The organism is Bradyrhizobium genosp. SA-3 (assembly GCF_004212635.1).
Lineage (GTDB): Bacteria > Pseudomonadota > Alphaproteobacteria > Rhizobiales > Xanthobacteraceae > Bradyrhizobium.
In genome coordinates this window covers 20164-36568 of the sequence record NZ_PSRT01000084.1, presented here as the reverse complement: position 1 = coordinate 36568, position 16405 = coordinate 20164, and the positions used below count along the sequence as shown (strand labels likewise).

The following is a 16405-nucleotide window of genomic DNA, read 5'->3' as shown; positions in this document are numbered from 1 at the left end:
CTCGCCCCGCTGGCGGGGCGAGGTATAGGCCGCGCATCAGTACTTTTGCAGTTCTGCCTCAAGGGCTGACTTCAGCTCGTCTGCTGATGGCGTTACCCCCTTGCTCGCCGGCGTGAAGAAGACGCCCGGCAAAACACCATCCTGCTGCAACTTGGGTAAGAGCACTTCTATAAAGTCGCTCAAGGTGATCGAGCGTGGTTCATACCCACTCCACTCGTTCGAAGCGCAAACTTCGGCATATTCCTCTGCGGGCCAAAGTGGGAATACGGTCGCTCCATCATCCGCCGCCGCAAGAGCCCATCCATCCCGGTAAAGTCCCCATAGCGCCTGCCGATCGGCAACAACTTTGACAAAATGTTCGAAGCGCTTGATGCCAGGCAATGCAAGCACTGCCGCCATCTGCTTCGGAGGCGCCCTCATGAGATTGCTCCTACTACAAAATCGCGTGCGGGAGAAAGCGCGAGCGGTTGCCCGTGATTGGGCTCTCGTCCTCGCGGATCGACAGGCCGCAGGGCTCGTGGTTCACCAACCAGCTTCCAATCACCGGGTAGAAGCCCAAAAAATTCGGCAGCGGGGACAGCGCCTGCCGCACGAATCCTTCGGCGCCGTAGGGGCCTGCCTGCTCGTCGAGCGGCATGCCGCCCGACACCAGCGTGACATTGGCGCCCTCGCGCGACAATAGTGGCTTGCGCACATAGGACGTGCCGAGTTCAGCGGCGCGCGGATCGTCTTCGAAGAAGGCCGGCAGCAGGTTGGGATGGTTCGGAAACATCTCGCACAGCAACGGCAGGATGCCCTTGTTCGAGAGCACGGCTTTCCACGGTGGCTCGATCCAGCGCGTCGGTGCGTCCTTGAGCTTTGCGCCGAAGGCGTCGTGGAACATCCACTCCCAGGGATAGAGCTTGAAGGCGAGCGCGATGTCGCAATCGTCGAGATCGACGAAGCCGCCAACTTCATCGCGCCAGCCGACCTGTTCGATGTCGAGCTGCCTGGTCGAAAGCCCCGCCTGGCGTGCGGTGTCTTCGAGATAAGCGAGCGTGCCGGCGTCTTCCTCGTTGCCGGTGATGCCAGTGAGATGGACGTGGCGGCCTGCTGCAATCTCCTTCCACGCCGCGATTAGCCGCTCATGGATCGAGTTGAACTGATCGGCACGCGCCGGGATCATGCGGCGTTCGATCGCCTGTTCGAGCCAGGTCCATTGAAACACCGCGGCCTCGAAGATCGAGGTCGGCGTATCGGCGTTGTATTCGAGCAGCTTTGCCGGACCGTTGCCGTCGAATTTCAGGTCGAGCCGGCCGTAGAGGCTGCGGTCGTTGCGCTTCCAGCTCTCGGCGATCAAGCTCCAGAATGCTTCCGGAATCTTCAAACGGCGCAAGTAGCGCTCGTCACTGATGATGCGACCGGCCAGCTCCAGGCACATGGCGTCGATCTCGCCGGTCGGCGTCTCGATGCCGCGCTCGATCTCGTCGAGGGTGAAGCCGTAATAGGCGCGCTCGTCCCAATAGCGTTCGCCATCGATGGTGTGGAAGACGAAGCCGCATTGCGCTGCGGTCTCTCGCCAGTCGTCGCGCTCGAGACAAACGATGCGTTGCATATTATTTCCTGCGCATGATCTTGCCGGAAAACCGGTGGCCACTTTTCCGGATCATGCGCTAGCCGCCGCCCGAGAAGCCATGGCCAAACGAACCGAAGCCGCCGCGGCTCACGCTATGGGAGCCCGAGTCGGACGACATTCCCGACGAAGAATGGCTCGAGGAATCGCTGCTGAAGAAGCTCGATCGCGACGACCAGCGCGAGCTGCTGCCACTGGAGGAGCTGCTTCTGCTGCTGCACGCGGTGCTCACTTGTGCCGGCGTCTCCGTTCCGGAAACTGTCGCCCCGGGAGGAGGCGGCTCGCAGGTCTGCCGCGGCATCATCGTGTAGGCGGTGGTACCGACCGCGAGCGTGCCCATCACCAGCAGCGCAACATGGCCGGATCGCTTCATCGGTGGCCGCGGAGGCGGTGGCTCGGTCACCGGCCGGCGCTTGCCGAACTCCTTTTTGGAGGATTTGTCGGCCATGTCAGTAGATCATGCAGGCGGCGTTCAGCAGGCCCGCGGCGAGCGAGGACAGGCCGAGCCAGATCGACGGGGCAAGCTCGCCGGCAGAGATCCGCGCCGACAGGTTCGGCACCGGGACCTTCACGAGGAAGAACACGATGACCTGCACGACCAGTGCGATCGTCGCCCAGATCAGGCAGTCGAGCACGTTGGCCGAATGCGCGATGGCGCTGACCAGCGGCGCGACGAAGCCGAGCAGGCTGAGCCCGAGCGCAATCGCCGCGGCCGGCTCATTGTCGCGAATGAGCTGGAATTCGTTATGCGCCGTGATGCGGGTGTAAACGAACAGATAGGCCACGATCGCGATCAGTCCGGTGCAGAAATAGACCAGGAAAGCGGGCAGGCCGGCGAGTGATTGCAGGATCATCGTTCCCCCATCGTGCAGCGACCATTCGTCGGCTGGCGGAGGGTAGCGGTTCAAACGTTAAGCTTCGTATGAGGCGGCCCCAAAAACAAAACCCCGCCATTTGCGGCGGGGTCCAGGCTGGGAGGAGCGAGCCCCGAGGGGCTTGCGACGTAAACCCAGGATCAGGCGGGGATGCGCTCGTCGGCCTCATGCGGCTCGCGCAGCACGTAGCCGCGGCCCCACACGGTCTCGATGAAGTTGCGTCCCTCGGAAGCGTTGGCGAGCTTCTTGCGGAGCTTGCAGATGAAGACGTCGATGATCTTCAGCTCCGGCTCGTCCATGCCGCCATAGAGATGGTTGAGGAACATTTCCTTGGTGAGGGTCGTGCCTTTGCGCAAGCTGAGCAGCTCCAGCATCTGATATTCCTTGCCGGTCAGATGCACGCGCTGGCCGCCGACTTCCACCGTCTTGGTGTCGAGGTTGACGACGAGGTCGCCGGTCTGGATGACCGACTGGGCATGGCCCTTGGAGCGGCGCACGATCGCGTGGATGCGGGCCACCAGCTCGTCCTTGTGGAAGGGCTTGGTCATGTAGTCGTCGGCGCCGACGCCGAGACCCTTGACCTTGTCCTCAATGCCGGCGAGGCCGGAGAGGATCAGGATAGGTGTCTTGATCTTGGAGACCCGGAGCTGCTTGAGCACGTCGTAGCCGGACATGTCGGGCAGGTTGAGGTCGAGGAGAATAATGTCGTAATCGTATAGTTTACCGAGATCGACGCCTTCTTCCCCCAAATCGGTCGTGTAGACGTTGAAGCTCTCCGACTTCAGCATCAGCTCGATCGACTGCGCGACGGCGCTGTCATCTTCAATCAGCAAAACGCGCATGCCAGTTCCCCATAGTCGCCGCTCCTGGGCGTCAGGTCGGCCGCATTCGCGGCACTCAACAAAACGCCTTTGAACAACTGATTCGGATCCTGACAACAGATGGTTAACAAACTCTGATTCTGGAACGCAAGTCCCCCCGGTGCAATTTTTGCCGAATCGCCCTAAGGTCTTGCGTACGAAGCAGCTTTCGTCACCCGATTCCGTTCAAGCTCCACTTTAAGAGACGGGCCTAACCGACTCCCGCGACTCAGCCTTCTTCTGAAGGGAAGTCACGCTCAGTCTCAAAGACAGTGACGCAATGATTAATGATGCGGGTAAACACGAAGTTAAGCGCCGTTCAGAAATATGGCGAAACTTAAGGTTTTCACCGTGAAGCCCCGGATGACGAAGGCGCCCCTTATGAAGGCCCACAGATGAAGGCTTTGGCCGAACAGATCGGCGACATCGACGGCATTAATATTTACGGCCGCGTAGTCGGCGTGCGCGGCCTGATGGTCGAGGTGGCCGGTCCCATTCACGCCATGTCGGTCGGCGCGCGGCTGGTGATCGAAACCGGCGCCAACCGCTCCATCCCCTGCGAGGTGATCGGCTTCTCCGGCAACAATGCTGTGGTGATGCCGTTCGCCGGTCTCGACGGCGTGCGCCGCGGCTGCAAGGCGGTCATCGCCAATGCCGCCAATCAAGTGCGACCGTCGGCGGCCTGGCTCGGCCGCGTCGTCAATGCGCTGGGCGAGCCGATCGACGGCAAGGGGCCGTTGCCGCAAGGTTCTTCGCCGATGCCGTTCCGCAATACGCCGCCGCCCGCGCATTCGCGCAAGCGCGTCGGCGCGCCGCTCGATCTCGGCGTGCGCGCGATGAACACCTTTCTCACCTGCTGTCGCGGCCAGCGCATGGGTATCTTCGCGGGCTCCGGCGTCGGCAAGTCGGTGCTGCTGTCGATGCTGGCGCGCAACGTCGATGCGGCGGTCAGCGTCATCGGGCTGATCGGCGAACGCGGCCGCGAGGTCCAGGAATTCTTGCAGGACGACCTCGGCGAGGAGGGCCTTGCGCGGTCCGTCGTGGTGGTCGCGACCTCGGACGAGCCGGCGCTGATGCGCCGTCAGGCCGCGTATCTGACGCTCGCGGTCGCCGAGTATTTTCGCGACGAGGACAAGGACGTGCTGTGCCTGATGGACTCGGTGACGCGCTTTGCCATGGCCCAGCGCGAGATCGGCCTGTCCGCCGGCGAGCCGCCGACGGCCAAGGGCTACACGCCGACCGTGTTCACCGAACTGCCGAAGCTTTTGGAGCGCGCCGGACCGGGCCTGGGGGAGGGCGCCATCACCGCGATCTTCACCGTGCTGGTCGACGGCGACGACCATAACGAGCCGATTGCGGATGCCGTCCGCGGCATCCTCGACGGCCACATCGTGATGCAGCGCTCGATCGCCGAGCGCGGCCGCTACCCCGCCATCAACATCCTCAAATCCGTCTCCCGCACCATGCCGAAATCGGCCGACCCGCAATTCTGGCCGACCATCCAGCGGGCACGGCAGGTGATGGCGACCTATGCCGATATGGAGGAATTGATCCGGCTCGGCGCCTACCGGGCCGGCTCCAGCCCCGAGGTCGACGAGGCGATCCGCCTGCACGAGCCGCTGGAGGCCTTCCTGCGCCAGCGCAAGGACGAAAAGGCATCACTCGCCGACGGCTACCGCCAATTGGCGCAAATCCTGGGCAATTTGGAAACGGAACGCTAACTTTGTCAGGTCATCATCCGATCCCACAGAGTAGCAGAGCCGGTCTTGGCCCCGATCGGGCCTATGGGGTGACCGGTGCCGTCCCACGTGCAGCGGGGGGACTTCTGGGGAGTACGAGTCGATGAAGTCACGTGATACCCTCATCCGCCTGAAGAAGTTTCAGGTCGACGAGAAGCGCCGCCGGGTCACCCAGATCGAGACCATGATCGCCGACTTCCAGCGGATGTCGGTCGACCTCGAGCGCGAGATCCAGACCGAGCAGGAGCGCGCCGGGATCAACGATCCCTCGCACTTCGCCTACCCGACCTATGCCAAGGCCGCGATCCAGCGCCGCGAGAACCTGACCCGCTCGGCCGACGAGCTCAAGGGCCAGCTCGATGAAGCCAAGGCCGCGCTGGCCGAGGCCTTCGAGGAGCTGAAGAAGGTCGAGCTGCTGGACGAGCGCGACCAGGCCCGCGAACGCGCCGAGGAGAACGCCCGCGAGCAGGCCGACCTCGACAGCATCGGCCTGATGCGCGCCCGCATCGGCGCCGTCGCCTAACGGCCAGCAGCCAGATCGCCGAGAAATCTGCAAGACCCGGACCCGCAAGGTCCGGGTTTTCGTATGTGCTGTCCACAGTGTGGCGGCGCGCCGCTTGGTGGTCGGCTTTGTCGCGCGCTATGGTGGTGGGAATGAATGCTGTGCCAGCAACAGCGGTGCCCACCTCTCCTTGGGAGAGGTCGGCGCGGAGCGCCGGGTGAGGGGTGACGGTCCCCCGTTAGCCCTGCGCCCCCTCACCCGATTTGCTGCGCAAATCGACCTCTCCCCGTCGGGGAGAGGTGAAGGGAAGCGACGGGCCGCTTTTCAGGGGGCTGAATGCTGACGCCAGCAGAGCTGGTCGGGCTGATTGAGGCGGTGGCGAAGGGCGATCAGGCCGCGTTCGAGCGGCTCTACGTCGCCACGCGCGCAAAACTTTATGGCGTCGTGCTCCGTATCTTGCGCCGGCAGGATCTCGCAGAGGAGGTCATTCAAGAGGCCTACGTCAAGATCTGGAACAGCGCCGGCCAGTTCAATCCGGCCATGTCCTCGCCGATCACGTGGATGGCATCGATCGCGCGCAACCGTGCGATCGACATCGTGCGCAAGAGGTCCGAAGTCTCAATCGAGGAAGAGCCTCAGGCGATGGAGGTGGCAGCCGACAGTCCTGATCCGCTGGCGCGGAGGGAGATGACCGAGGAGTTGAAGCAGCTCCTGGAATGTATCGGCCGGCTCGAGCCGGATCGCCAGCGGCTCGTGCTTCTCGCCTATTACAACGGCTGGAGCCGCGAGCAACTGGCGGAGAAATTCGCCGCGCCCGTCAACACGGTGAAGACGTGGCTCCGGCGCAGCATGTTGGATATCCGCGAGTGCCTCGGACTTTAGAGGATGATGAGAGTGGCAGGAACCAGTGCGGCAACGACAGTCCACCTCTCCCCGTTGGGGAGAGGTGAAGGAAAGTGATGGCCTACACGGAGGACCATATCGCGCTCGCCGCGGAATATGCGCTCGGTACGCTCGACGCCGACGGGCGCGCGCAGGTCGAGACCATGATGGCGGTGGATGAGGCGTTCGCCGAGATGGTGCGGGCCTGGGCTCATCGGCTCGGCGTCCTCAACCAGATGGTCGGCTCGGTCGAACCGCGTCCGATCGTGTGGGAGAACATCAGGTCCGAGATCGCGCGCACGGCGCTTGCGCAGGAGCCGCCTGCGCTTGCCGAGGTTTCGCCGCCGCCACCTCCGCCCATACCGGAATTGCCCTCGCCGGAGACTGCGTCATCGGAAGCCGCGACGGAGGGCGTGCAGTCCCCGGAGCCGCAGCAACCCGAAGCGGAGCAGCCGGAGCCGTCGCGTCCCGAGCCCGACGCCATCCCGGACATCGCGCCGCAGTTCATCCCGCAGGTCCATGCCCCGGATCTCAACGTCGTCCGCGCGCCGCAGGCGCCGGTCGTCGACGATGGCAATGTGATCCGTCTCGAGGGGCGCGTGAAGCGCTGGCGCAACATCGCATCCGCCGTCGGCGCAGTTGCGGCCGCGCTACTCGTGACGCTGTCGCTTCAGATCTTCCTGCCCGATGCGCTGCCGGGCGCCTTGCGTCCTGCGCCGCGCATCCAGACGGTGGAAGTGAAGACACCGGCCGCGCCGCTCACCGCCTCCGCGCAATATGTTGCCTTGCTACAGGGTCAGGGTGGCGGCCCCGCCTTCATCCTCACCGTCGACGGTGCGACGCGGAATTTCACGGTCCGGAAGGTCGGCGCGACCCCGGAGCCCGGCAAGAGCTTCGAGCTCTGGCTGATCTCTGACAAGCTGCCGCGGCCGCGCTCGCTCGGCGTGATCGGTGCAAGCGATTTCACCGCGCGTCCGCTGCTCGCTTCCTATGATTCCGACGTCGTCAACGGCGCGACCTACGCCGTCACCGTCGAGCAGGCCGGCGGTTCGCCCAACGGCCAGCCGACCTCGACGCCGGTGTTTTCCGGCAAGCTGATCGAGACCGTGCCGCCCACGCAGCCGCCGGCGCCGGCGAAGAAGTAGGTGTCGTAGCCCGGATGGAGCGCAGCGCAATCCGGGGCCACCGTCCCGCATTCCGCTCTGCTCCATGCGGGCTACGAGCAAAAATTGTCGCCACGGTCCACCCTCCGTCGCATCCCGACAAGTCCCGCCGATTCCGACCCCGATTTGAACCTCCCCGCACTTGGCGGCGTCAAATCCCCGGAATTTGCAGTCGGCACGCCGATCATGGTGCCGGAGAGGGGCTAGAAATCAGATGGATGCAGCGAGAACGCCGGGCATCTTCATTCACCAATATGCGGGGCTGCCGCACGGCCCGGCGTTCGAGCATTGGCGCGAGCGGGCCTTCGCGTCCTGCGGCCTCGATATCGGCCCGAGCCAGGGCGAGAGCATCGACTGCCGGATCCAGGTCAGCGTCGTCGACAACATCGCGCTCGCCATTCCCGAAGGCGCTTCCGCACAATATTCACGCACGCAGAGCCACCTTGCCGACGGCAGCGACGATCTCGTGCTGATCGCGGGACATGCGGGCCTCGTCCGCGTCGGGCAGAACGGCCATACCGTCGAGCTCGCGCCGGCGCAGATGGTGCTCGTCGACATGAGCATCACCGGCACCGTCGGTCACACCGACGAGGAGCGCTTCACCACCATCCGCATGCCGCGCCGCGCGCTGCTCGACATCAATCCGCGCGCGGAGGAGAAGCTGTCGCAGGTGCTCTCTGACGGCGCGGTCGCCGAGACCATCTTCCGCTACCATGCGCTCGCCGCCAATCAGGCGCCGCATCTCGATGCCGTCGGCCAGCGTCTGACCGCGCAACACATGGTCGATCTCGTCGGCCTCCTGCTCGGGACCGACGCCGAGCATGCCGGACTTGCGCGCGGACGCGGGCATGCCGCGGCTCGTCTCGATCTCATGCGCGCCGACGTGATGGCAGCGCTCGGCCGCAACGATCTCTGCCTGTCCGAGATCGCGACGCGCTCGGGCCTCAGCCCGCGCCAGGCGCAGCGTCTGTTCGAGCAGGCCGGCACGACCTTCACCGAATTCGTGCTGGAGCAGCGCCTGCTACAGGCCCGCAAGCTGCTCGGCGATCCCCGCGCCAGGGCACGCAAGATCAGCGACATTGCGCACGCCTCGGGCTTCGCCGATCTGTCCTATTTCAATCGCGCCTTCCGCAAGCGTTTTGGCGCGACGCCGTCGGAGCTGCGCGAGGCGTAAGTCGCGATTTTGTGCAGCAGTGCGGCGCTGCCGCAGTTGGTGGACGCGGGCTGTTGAGCTATATCTGTCTGCGCGGGCAGACCGCGGGATTGCTTTGGAGAGTATAGTAGGCGGACATGGCGCGTATCGTCGTGCTCGGCGCCGGGTTTGCAGGCCTGTGGGCGGCCATCGGCGCTGCGCGCAAGCGCGACGAGATCGGCGCGAACCGCGACATCGAGATCCGCGTCATCGACCGCAATCCCTATCACAACATCCGCGTGCGCAATTACGAGGTCGACCTCGGCGAGGTCGCGCTACCGCTGCCGCAACTGCTCGATCCGATCGGCGTCAGCCATGGTCTCGGCGAGGTTGAAGCCATCGATCCGGCACATCGCGAAATCTCGCTGGTCACCAGCGGCGGCGAGGAGACGTTGCACTATGACCGCCTCGTGCTGGCGCTCGGCAGCGAGGTGATGCGTCCCGACATTCCAGGCCTTGCCGAGCACGCCTTCGACGTCGACACCTATGCTGCGGCACTTCGCCTCGAGGACCATCTCGTCTCGCTTGGACGCAGCGCCCCGTCGCCAGGGCGTTCGACGGTGGTGGTGGTCGGCGCCGGCTTCACCGGCATCGAGGTTGCGGCCGAGATGCCCGCCAGGCTGACGCGTGCGGGCATCTGCGGTAGCCGCCGCATTATCCTGGTCGATCCCAATCCAGCGGTCGGCGCGACCATTGGCGCGAACGCGCGCCCCGTGATCGAGACGGCATTGTCGTCGCTCGACGTCGAGACACGCCTCGGCGTGCGTGTTGTCTCCGTGGAGGCCGCTGGCATGCACCTGAGCTCGGGCGAGTTCATTGCAACGCAGACGGTGATCTGGTGTGCCGGAATGCGTGCAAGCCCCTTGACGGCGAGCTTTCCGGACGCGCGCGATCGCCTCGGGCGCATTCTGGTCGATCCCTTCATGCGGGTTGCGGATGTTGGCGGCGTGTTCGCGGCCGGCGACGTTGCCTCGAGCGTGATCGACGGGCTGCATCCGACCGTGATGTCCTGTCAGTTCGCGCGGCCCATGGGCCGCTTCGCCGGCCACAATGTGGTGGCCGATCTCGCCGGCCTGCCGATGCTGCCGCTGCGGATCGACTGGTACGTGACCGTGCTCGATCTCGGGGGCTGGGGCGCGCTCTATACCGAAGGCTGGGACCGCAAGGTGCGCGCAACCGGCGCGGCGGCGAAAGTGACCAAGGAGACGATCAACCGCAGGCGAATCTATCCGCCGCTGACGGGTAGCAAGGAGGAGCTGTTTGCGGCCGCTGCGCCGATGGTGCAGGCGCCGCCGCCGAAAGCTACCAAGTAGGCTACCTCACGACAGCACAGAATACCGTCGCTTACCGATATCGCGTTGCCAGCGAACTGAAATCGCTCAACCTCTTTCGATCTCGATCGGGCGAGACACAGGCGCATTTATCTGCAAGATCGCATTGGTTAATTTGGTGCGTGCCCGTATTGTGCAATCATTGCGGGAGCTTCTTCATCGGGATTTGCCTGAGATGATCACAAGCGCGGATTCGTCGGATGTTATGTATTATCCATTTTCGCGGTGCATCAATGTTCCGACGCTGAAACAATTGCTTCTGTTATTCGAGACCATCTCATTTTGCGACCCTGTAGATGATGACAGATGGCGTGAGCATTTATTCAAAGGGTTGGAAAAGGAAGATCCGCGATTCAGTCGCTATCGCGATCTGGGTGTAGCGCTACCGATACTCTTTGACGAAGGCATCGTACGAACAATCGATCCGAAGGGGGTCGAGAAGATTAACGATCGAGTTACAGTCGACGCAATTCTAGCCGATCTCCAAGACAAGGATTGGATGGCTAATGCGAGTCAGCCTCAGAAGTTTGGGCTGCCCGTTCAACGCGATAAAACGACGGGTCAACCCACATGGAACGTCTTTAAGCCGAAGCTGCCGGAAAAGTTACTTGAGAAGATGACAGCAGATCGCGATCTGCGCTCTCACATTGTCTTTGATGGGGGAGAGGAATACGCTTGGAACTTCTCGTACGCTGCAGGATCCGCAATTGGAATTAACACGCACCTTGCAGTGGCGCACGAATATGGGCTCTCTCCAGTCACGGACAGCTCGCTGCATCATCAATTGTTACTAAAGAAAATGAGCCGACCCGCCGCGGGTTCGAAGAGCAAAATTTCGGTAACGGATGAAATCGCGGAGCTTCTGACGAGGCAGACGATTACAAGAGTTATGCAACAATGGTTATCGTAGGAGGCGCTTGATAAGCTAGCAATCGAGCAAATCGTGGCGTTCCGCAACAATTCGCGAACTCTTCGCCAACAGTTCTTCTCTGAAACACACCGCCAGATCGAGAAGCAAATCGCTGGCGCCACAAATCGTAAGCTTCAAGTCACGGCAATCGCCACTTCCGATCTCATCGTCAAGCAGGCTCGAGAATATCAGAATGAGATGGAGTCTTTGCGAGATAAGCTATGGCCGAATTTGCTGAGCGCAGTCGGGTCCAAATCAGGATTGGCCGGACTAGGCGCGACGCTTGGAGCGTCAGCGATTCTTTCCCCAGCACAAATGCTCATTGGATCGATCCCAGCGATTGTGGCGCCAGCTAAAGTATTGCTCCGATGGAACGCCAGTCGTCGAAAGCTGAAACGAAAGGCAACTTCATCCGTTGCGTATCTCGCTTCAATCGCAAAACAGTTAGGATGATCTCACGAACACTGCGGCTGCTCAGCTAGCGCTATTTCGAAGGCTATGCCGAGACATGAGAACCCGCCCTTGGGGGCGGCGCTTTCTACAGTCGACTGGGGTTGGGGCCGTCTATACATCAACGTGGCGGTCGGGGGATGGTAGAACGTCGCGCGCCAAGCTCGCGAACGGCTTGGTTGGTTGGACAATTACTTGCCTACAAGCCCTTGCGTGGCCCGACGGGCAAAACACCCAAACGGTCGGTCAATCCGCGACGCCAAAAATATTCTTCTTTACCGAAATTCGAAAATCTCATATGTATCGCGCAACCCGGCCCAAGGAAGAGGGGCGTATCGCGATCGTCACGAAGGCGGGCCGGGCGGCGGTGGACGTGGGTCACATCGGCGCGAAGGGTTTTGCAGGGCGGGTAACCGTGAGCAAAGGCCTCGCGCATACGACCGGTGTAATCGGCGTACGGCCAAATCGTGTCGTCCTGGCGCCCGGGGTCTGTGCGCCAAGTCTTGTGGTGATGTGGCGGCCCAACCGGGCACGTGCATCAGCCATCTGCAAGGCGACGGGGGCAATAGTGCATCGCTCCCCGGGGAGAGCACGACATACGCCGTTCCAACCACTGCGCAGGGAAGGCCGGGATGTCCTGGCTACACCTGTATGCCGCTGTGCAGATTTTCTCACTGCAATTTCGCACAGTGGACCGCGGGTGCCAGCGGGCTCCCGGTCTTCCCTGCGCCCTCTTTCCATTTGAGGGTGAAGAGATAAAGCAAAGCTCGGGCGAAATGCGCCGCGAGGCTGCGAAGGTGTATCTGCAATGAAGATGCGAATTGAGACAACGAAGCGTTCGCCTCACACTCCGTCATTGCGAGGAGCCCTTGCGACGAAGCAATCCAGACTACCTCGCCGGAGACAGTCTGGATTGCTTCGCTCGCAATGACGGGTACCCCAAACGTGAGAAAGCGCCCGTGGGGGGCGGGCGCTTTCTGTAGTCGACTTGGGGTTGGGGTCGTCTACATATCCACGTGGCGACTTTGGGGGGCTGGTAAAGAGCCGCGTGAATTCACAAAACTCGTCAGATCTCCTTAGCGAACGAGGGACGCGTTCGAACTGGTGATAACGACCGGCTTATCGGCCTTGATGACGCGGGCGGTCTGGGTCAGACCTTCATCCGAACCCGTGCGCGCCGTGATGCCGAGGCCCGCCACCGCGATCCCTGCGACGAGGGCGACGACCACAATCTTCAAATGGGTCGCGCGATCTGCGCTGTAGATCGAGTGGTTCATGGAAGCCTCCTGCCGCCATCTACCCGAAGTAGTCGCCAGCCCTTTCAGGCCGGTTCATGCTTCCGGTGCCCAACAACCTAGTATTGGGAGGATTCGTTCCCAAGAGGCCATCACAAGGGCGTGAAAGGACGTGAAACGTCGCGATCAAAAACGCCCCTGGATCGTTCGATTATATAATTATTTCAAAGATGTAATGTGCTTGGGGGTTGCCTTTTCGCTCCTTGGTCCACAACGCGCCAGGAACTCAAAAACCATTTGCCTGTGGCCGAAAAACACACGGCTTCTTCAGGCAAATCAGATGCTTCCGACCGTTTTCAACCTCGCCCTAGGGTGGATTTCGGCCTGCGACAGCACGGTGGTCTGGGCTCGGAACCGTTCCACCAGGGAACGCACGAACGGACGAATTGCGGCAGAGGTGACCAGTACCGGCGCCTCGCCTTCGCGGGCGGCACGCTCGAACGCTTCGCGCACGGCGGTCATGAACTCCGACAGTTTCGAGGGCTGCATCGCGAGGCTGCGCTCCTCGCCCTGGCCGATGATGGATTCGGCAAAGGCCTGTTCCCAGCGCGCCGACAGCGCGATCAGCGGCAGATAGCCGTTGTAGGAGGTGTTCTGCGCGCAGATCTGCCGCGCCAGCCGGGCGCGGACATGCTCGACCATGGTTGCGGGATTGCGCGAGAAGGCGAGCGAGTCGGCGATGCCTTCGAGGATGGTCGAGAGGTCGCGGATCGAGATGCGCTCGGCGAGCAGGAGCTGCAGCACGCGCTGGATGCCGGAGACGGTGACCTGTCCCGGCACGATGTCCTTGACCAGCTCGCTCTGCTCCTTCGGCAGCTCCTTGAGCAGCTTCTGCACCTCGCCATAGGAGAGCAGGTCCGACATGTTGGCCTTGAGCAGCTCGGTGAGGTGGGTCGAGAGCACGGTCGCGGCGTCGACCACGGTGTAGCCCTTGAGCGAGGCCTCTTCCTTGAGGCTGGCGTCGACCCAGGTCGCGGGCAGGCCGAAGGTCGGCTCGGTGGTGTGGATGCCGGGGACCTGCACCTGGCTGCCGCCGGGGTCCATGACCATGAACTGGTTCGGCCAGATCTTGCCGGAGCCGGCGTCGACCTCCTTGATCTTGATGATGTAGGTATTGGCCTCGAGCTGGACGTTGTCGAGGATGCGCACCGCTGGCATCACGAACCCCATCTCGATGGCGAGCGAACGGCGCAGCGCCTTGATCTGCTCGGTGAGGCGGTCGGTGCCATCGGGGCCGTTGACCAGCGGCAGCAGGGCATAGCCGAGCTCGATCTTGAGGTCGTCGATCTTGAGCGCCGCCGAGATCGGCTCTTCGGCCGCAGCCGCGCCCGGCGCACCCGGCATGCCCGGAGCAGGCGCGGCCTTGGCGGCTTCCTCGGCCTTGACGGCGGTCTTCTTGTGGTTGCGGGCGTGCCAGGCCAGCGCGCCAGCGCCGGCGCCGAGCGCGAGGAAGGGGATGGTCGGAATGCCCGGCAGGGCCGCCAGCACCAGCATCACCGCCGAGGACATGGCCAGGGCCTGCGGATAGCCGGAGAACTGCTTCATCAGCGCCTTGTCGGCGGCGCCGGAGACGCCGGCCTTGGAGACGAGCAGGCCGGCCGCGGTCGAGACGATCAGCGCCGGCACCTGGGTGACGAGGCCGTCACCGACGGTCAGGAGCGTGTAGCTGCGGCCGGCGTCGGCGAAGGACATGCCCTGCTGCGCCACGCCGATGATCATGCCGCCGACGACGTTGATGAAGACGATCAGCAGGCCGGCGATGGCGTCGCCGCGGACGAACTTGGAGGCACCGTCCATGGCGCCGAAGAAGCCGCTCTCGTCCTCCAACTCCTTGCGCCGTTCCTTGGCGACCTTCTCGTCGATCAGGCCGGCGGACAGATCGGCGTCGATCGCCATCTGCTTGCCGGGCATGGCGTCGAGGTGGAAGCGGGCTGCGACTTCGGCGATACGGCCCGAACCCTTGGTGATGACGACGAAATTGACGATGATCAGGATGGCGAAGACGATGATGCCGATGACGAAATTGCCGCCCATCACGAAGCTGCCGAAGGCCTCGATGACGTGACCGGCGGCAGCCGTGCCCTCGTGCCCGTGTGACAGGATCAGCCGGGTCGAGGCCATGTTGAGCGACAGGCGCAGCATGGTCGAGATCAGGAGGATGGTCGGGAAGGCGGAGAATTCCAGCGGCGCCTGGATGAACAGCGACGTCATCAGGATCAGGATCGAGAGCGTGATCGAGATCGCCAGGAACAGGTCCAGCACGATCGCGGGCAGGGGGAGGATCAGCACCACCAGGATGGTGAGGATGCCGAGCGCCAGCGCGATGTCGCCGCGCTTGAGGATGGTGACGATCTCGTTGAGGGAGGGGATCGAGGGCCTTGCTGCGCCTACGCCCTGTCCTGCGGTGACGTCGACCATGGTAGCTGCCTCCCCGCGCGACTGCCGTCCGCGCGCCCCAAACGTCTGTGCGGCGGCCGAAGGGCCGCCGCTCCGAAAGTGAGGCATCGCACTGGCGTCCACGGGGGATCTCCCGTTCTACCCGGCTGACGACACTCGACTTCACCCGGCAATTTTTGCCCGGTGTATGGTTAGCAAAGGGTTAACGGAGGGTGGGACAGGAGTGCGGGGTGGGTGTTTCGGGGCTCCCAAGCGGTCATTCCGGGGCGCCCGGAGGGCGAACCCGGAATCCATTGGGCCGCAGGTGTTGTGGTAAAATGGATTCTCTGATGCGCAATTGCGCATCATAGCTCGCGCCAAGAGGCGCGCCCCGGAATGACAGTCGCGTGGGAAGTCGGCCCTACTTCGCCTTCTCCATCTTCGTCACCGTGTATCCCGACGTCGCCTCCTCGGCCTCGAAGGTCACCTTGTCGCCGACCTTCACCTGCTTCAGCATCGCCGCGTCCTTGACGCGGTAGACCATGGTCATGGGTTCTTCCATCCCGAGGCTCTTCGCGGGTCCGTGCTTGAGCGTGATCTTGCCGGCGTCCTCGTCGATCTTCTTGACCTCGCCGCTGATCGAGGCAGCCCCGGCCGCCATGGCTCCAGTGGCAACGCCTAACGTCAGCGCCAGCGCAGCAGTGATACGGATGATGCGGTTCATGGGGGTCTCCATTGCTTACTTCACGGTGACGTGGCCGACCATGCCGTAGTCGCGGTGGTCGGGAATGAGGCACGAAAATTCGAACGTGCCGGCCTTGCTGAACTTCCAGAGGATCTCGGCGGTCTTGCTCGGGGCGAGACGCACCCCGTTGGGGTCGTCGTGCTCCATGTGCGGATGTTTCTTCATCTCCTTCGCATGCGCGAGATTCTCACGCGTGGTGGCGAGCAGGAATTCGTGGTCCTCCTTGCCGACATTGCGCAGCACGAAGCGGATCTGCTCGCCACGCTTGACCTCGATTCTGGCGGGTGAGTAGTCCATCTCGCTCATAAGAATCTCGACGGTGCGTGCGGGCTTGTTGGGATTGCCGGGCTCGCCGGCCGAAAAGGTCGCGTGCCCGTGCTTGTCGTGGGCGAAGGCCGGCGCGGTTGAAAGCGCGGCCAGCGCGAGGCCGAGCCTGATAGTCTTCTTCATCGTGGTCTCCAGTTGGGGGTGGT

The 16405-nt window shown here is 63.1% G+C and carries 17 protein-coding genes; 8 read left to right on the top strand and 9 right to left on the bottom strand.

Annotated elements, in window-relative coordinates; translation table 11 throughout:
* Nucleotides 1-36: 36 nt before the first annotated feature.
* The 5 genes from CWO91_RS26775 to ctrA form a co-directional block, all read right to left on the bottom strand.
* The gene (locus CWO91_RS26775) at nucleotides 37-420 is read right to left on the bottom strand and encodes a DUF2750 domain-containing protein (protein WP_130217767.1); all 384 of its coding nucleotides are present in this window, start codon (nucleotides 418-420) and stop codon (nucleotides 37-39) included.
* A 13-nt stretch (nucleotides 421-433) separates the two neighbouring features.
* Nucleotides 434-1594, bottom strand: a complete 1161-nt coding sequence (locus tag CWO91_RS26770; RefSeq protein WP_130217765.1) for a glutathionylspermidine synthase family protein — start codon at nucleotides 1592-1594, stop codon at nucleotides 434-436.
* Between the two features lie 58 nt (nucleotides 1595-1652).
* A complete protein-coding gene (locus CWO91_RS26765) occupies nucleotides 1653-2060 on the bottom strand; it encodes a hypothetical protein (RefSeq protein ID WP_130217763.1) in 408 nt (135 codons plus the stop codon).
* Nucleotide 2061: 1 nt separating this feature from the next.
* Nucleotides 2062-2466, bottom strand: a complete 405-nt coding sequence (locus tag CWO91_RS26760; RefSeq protein WP_130217761.1) for a DUF350 domain-containing protein — start codon at nucleotides 2464-2466, stop codon at nucleotides 2062-2064.
* A 161-nt stretch (nucleotides 2467-2627) separates the two neighbouring features.
* Nucleotides 2628-3329: a response regulator transcription factor CtrA gene (ctrA, locus tag CWO91_RS26755; protein ID WP_016848562.1), complete on the bottom strand. Its 702-nt coding sequence runs from the start codon at nucleotides 3327-3329 to the stop codon at nucleotides 2628-2630.
* A 413-nt stretch (nucleotides 3330-3742) separates the two neighbouring features.
* Between ctrA and fliI the strand changes: the two genes are divergently transcribed.
* From fliI to CWO91_RS26715, 8 genes are all read left to right on the top strand, one after another.
* Nucleotides 3743-5068 carry a flagellar protein export ATPase FliI gene (gene fliI / locus CWO91_RS26750; RefSeq protein WP_130217759.1) on the top strand — a complete coding sequence of 442 codons (1326 nt, stop codon included), beginning with the start codon at nucleotides 3743-3745 and terminating at the stop codon, nucleotides 5066-5068.
* 121 nt (nucleotides 5069-5189) lie between these two features.
* Nucleotides 5190-5609 carry a flagellar export protein FliJ gene (fliJ, locus tag CWO91_RS26745; RefSeq protein WP_011084990.1) on the top strand — a complete coding sequence of 140 codons (420 nt, stop codon included), beginning with the start codon at nucleotides 5190-5192 and terminating at the stop codon, nucleotides 5607-5609.
* Between the two features lie 315 nt (nucleotides 5610-5924).
* On the top strand, nucleotides 5925-6470 hold the full coding sequence (locus tag CWO91_RS26740) for a sigma-70 family RNA polymerase sigma factor (RefSeq protein ID WP_130217757.1): 546 nt from the start codon (nucleotides 5925-5927) through the stop codon (nucleotides 6468-6470).
* Nucleotides 6471-6547: 77 nt separating this feature from the next.
* Complete coding sequence (locus CWO91_RS26735) at nucleotides 6548-7615, top strand: anti-sigma factor domain-containing protein (protein WP_130217755.1); 1068 nt, start codon at nucleotides 6548-6550, stop codon at nucleotides 7613-7615.
* Nucleotides 7616-7847: 232 nt separating this feature from the next.
* A complete protein-coding gene (locus tag CWO91_RS26730) occupies nucleotides 7848-8807 on the top strand; it encodes a helix-turn-helix transcriptional regulator (protein WP_130217753.1) in 960 nt (319 codons plus the stop codon).
* A gap of 116 nt (nucleotides 8808-8923) precedes the next feature.
* Complete coding sequence (locus tag CWO91_RS26725; RefSeq protein ID WP_130217751.1) at nucleotides 8924-10138, top strand: NAD(P)/FAD-dependent oxidoreductase; 1215 nt, start codon at nucleotides 8924-8926, stop codon at nucleotides 10136-10138.
* Between the two features lie 193 nt (nucleotides 10139-10331).
* A complete protein-coding gene (locus CWO91_RS26720; RefSeq protein ID WP_130217749.1) occupies nucleotides 10332-11066 on the top strand; it encodes a hypothetical protein in 735 nt (244 codons plus the stop codon).
* A 33-nt stretch (nucleotides 11067-11099) separates the two neighbouring features.
* On the top strand, nucleotides 11100-11519 hold the full coding sequence (locus tag CWO91_RS26715; RefSeq protein ID WP_130217747.1) for a hypothetical protein: 420 nt from the start codon (nucleotides 11100-11102) through the stop codon (nucleotides 11517-11519).
* Nucleotides 11520-12592: 1073 nt separating this feature from the next.
* Here the strand turns inward: CWO91_RS26715 and CWO91_RS26700 are convergent.
* From CWO91_RS26700 to CWO91_RS26685, 4 genes are all read right to left on the bottom strand, one after another.
* Nucleotides 12593-12793 (bottom strand): hypothetical protein, encoded by a 201-nt coding sequence (locus CWO91_RS26700; RefSeq protein WP_128935890.1) that lies wholly within the window; start codon nucleotides 12791-12793, stop codon nucleotides 12593-12595.
* A gap of 294 nt (nucleotides 12794-13087) precedes the next feature.
* Nucleotides 13088-15229, bottom strand: a complete 2142-nt coding sequence (flhA, locus tag CWO91_RS26695) for a flagellar biosynthesis protein FlhA (protein ID WP_165405724.1) — start codon at nucleotides 15227-15229, stop codon at nucleotides 13088-13090.
* 379 nt (nucleotides 15230-15608) lie between these two features.
* Nucleotides 15609-15911, bottom strand: coding sequence for a copper-binding protein (locus tag CWO91_RS26690; protein ID WP_130217741.1), 303 nt, complete (start codon nucleotides 15909-15911; stop codon nucleotides 15609-15611).
* 15 nt (nucleotides 15912-15926) lie between these two features.
* Nucleotides 15927-16382, bottom strand: coding sequence for a cupredoxin domain-containing protein (locus tag CWO91_RS26685; RefSeq protein WP_165405725.1), 456 nt, complete (start codon nucleotides 16380-16382; stop codon nucleotides 15927-15929).
* Nucleotides 16383-16405 lie beyond the last annotated feature (23 nt).

Bases quoted from the DNA above. Each gene is read 5' to 3' on its own strand.
- CWO91_RS26775 (WP_130217767.1), bottom strand. From the start codon at position 420: ATGAGGGCGCCTCCGAAGCAGATGGCGGCAGTGCTTGCATTGCCTGGC.
- CWO91_RS26770 (WP_130217765.1), bottom strand. From the start codon at position 1,594: ATGCAACGCATCGTTTGTCTCGAGCGCGACGACTGGCGAGAGACCGCA.
- CWO91_RS26720 (WP_130217749.1), top strand. From the start codon at position 10,332: ATGATCACAAGCGCGGATTCGTCGGATGTTATGTATTATCCATTTTCG.
- fliI (WP_130217759.1), top strand. From the start codon at position 3,743: ATGAAGGCTTTGGCCGAACAGATCGGCGACATCGACGGCATTAATATT.
- CWO91_RS26760 (WP_130217761.1), bottom strand. From the start codon at position 2,466: ATGATCCTGCAATCACTCGCCGGCCTGCCCGCTTTCCTGGTCTATTTC.
- CWO91_RS26685 (WP_165405725.1), bottom strand. From the start codon at position 16,382: ATGAAGAAGACTATCAGGCTCGGCCTCGCGCTGGCCGCGCTTTCAACC.
- CWO91_RS26725 (WP_130217751.1), top strand. From the start codon at position 8,924: ATGGCGCGTATCGTCGTGCTCGGCGCCGGGTTTGCAGGCCTGTGGGCG.
- CWO91_RS26690 (WP_130217741.1), bottom strand. From the start codon at position 15,911: ATGAACCGCATCATCCGTATCACTGCTGCGCTGGCGCTGACGTTAGGC.
- CWO91_RS26730 (WP_130217753.1), top strand. From the start codon at position 7,848: ATGGATGCAGCGAGAACGCCGGGCATCTTCATTCACCAATATGCGGGG.
- CWO91_RS26740 (WP_130217757.1), top strand. From the start codon at position 5,925: ATGCTGACGCCAGCAGAGCTGGTCGGGCTGATTGAGGCGGTGGCGAAG.
- CWO91_RS26735 (WP_130217755.1), top strand. From the start codon at position 6,548: ATGGCCTACACGGAGGACCATATCGCGCTCGCCGCGGAATATGCGCTC.
- CWO91_RS26765 (WP_130217763.1), bottom strand. From the start codon at position 2,060: ATGGCCGACAAATCCTCCAAAAAGGAGTTCGGCAAGCGCCGGCCGGTG.
- ctrA (WP_016848562.1), bottom strand. From the start codon at position 3,329: ATGCGCGTTTTGCTGATTGAAGATGACAGCGCCGTCGCGCAGTCGATC.
- fliJ (WP_011084990.1), top strand. From the start codon at position 5,190: ATGAAGTCACGTGATACCCTCATCCGCCTGAAGAAGTTTCAGGTCGAC.
- CWO91_RS26700 (WP_128935890.1), bottom strand. From the start codon at position 12,793: ATGAACCACTCGATCTACAGCGCAGATCGCGCGACCCATTTGAAGATT.
- flhA (WP_165405724.1), bottom strand. From the start codon at position 15,229: ATGGTCGACGTCACCGCAGGACAGGGCGTAGGCGCAGCAAGGCCCTCG.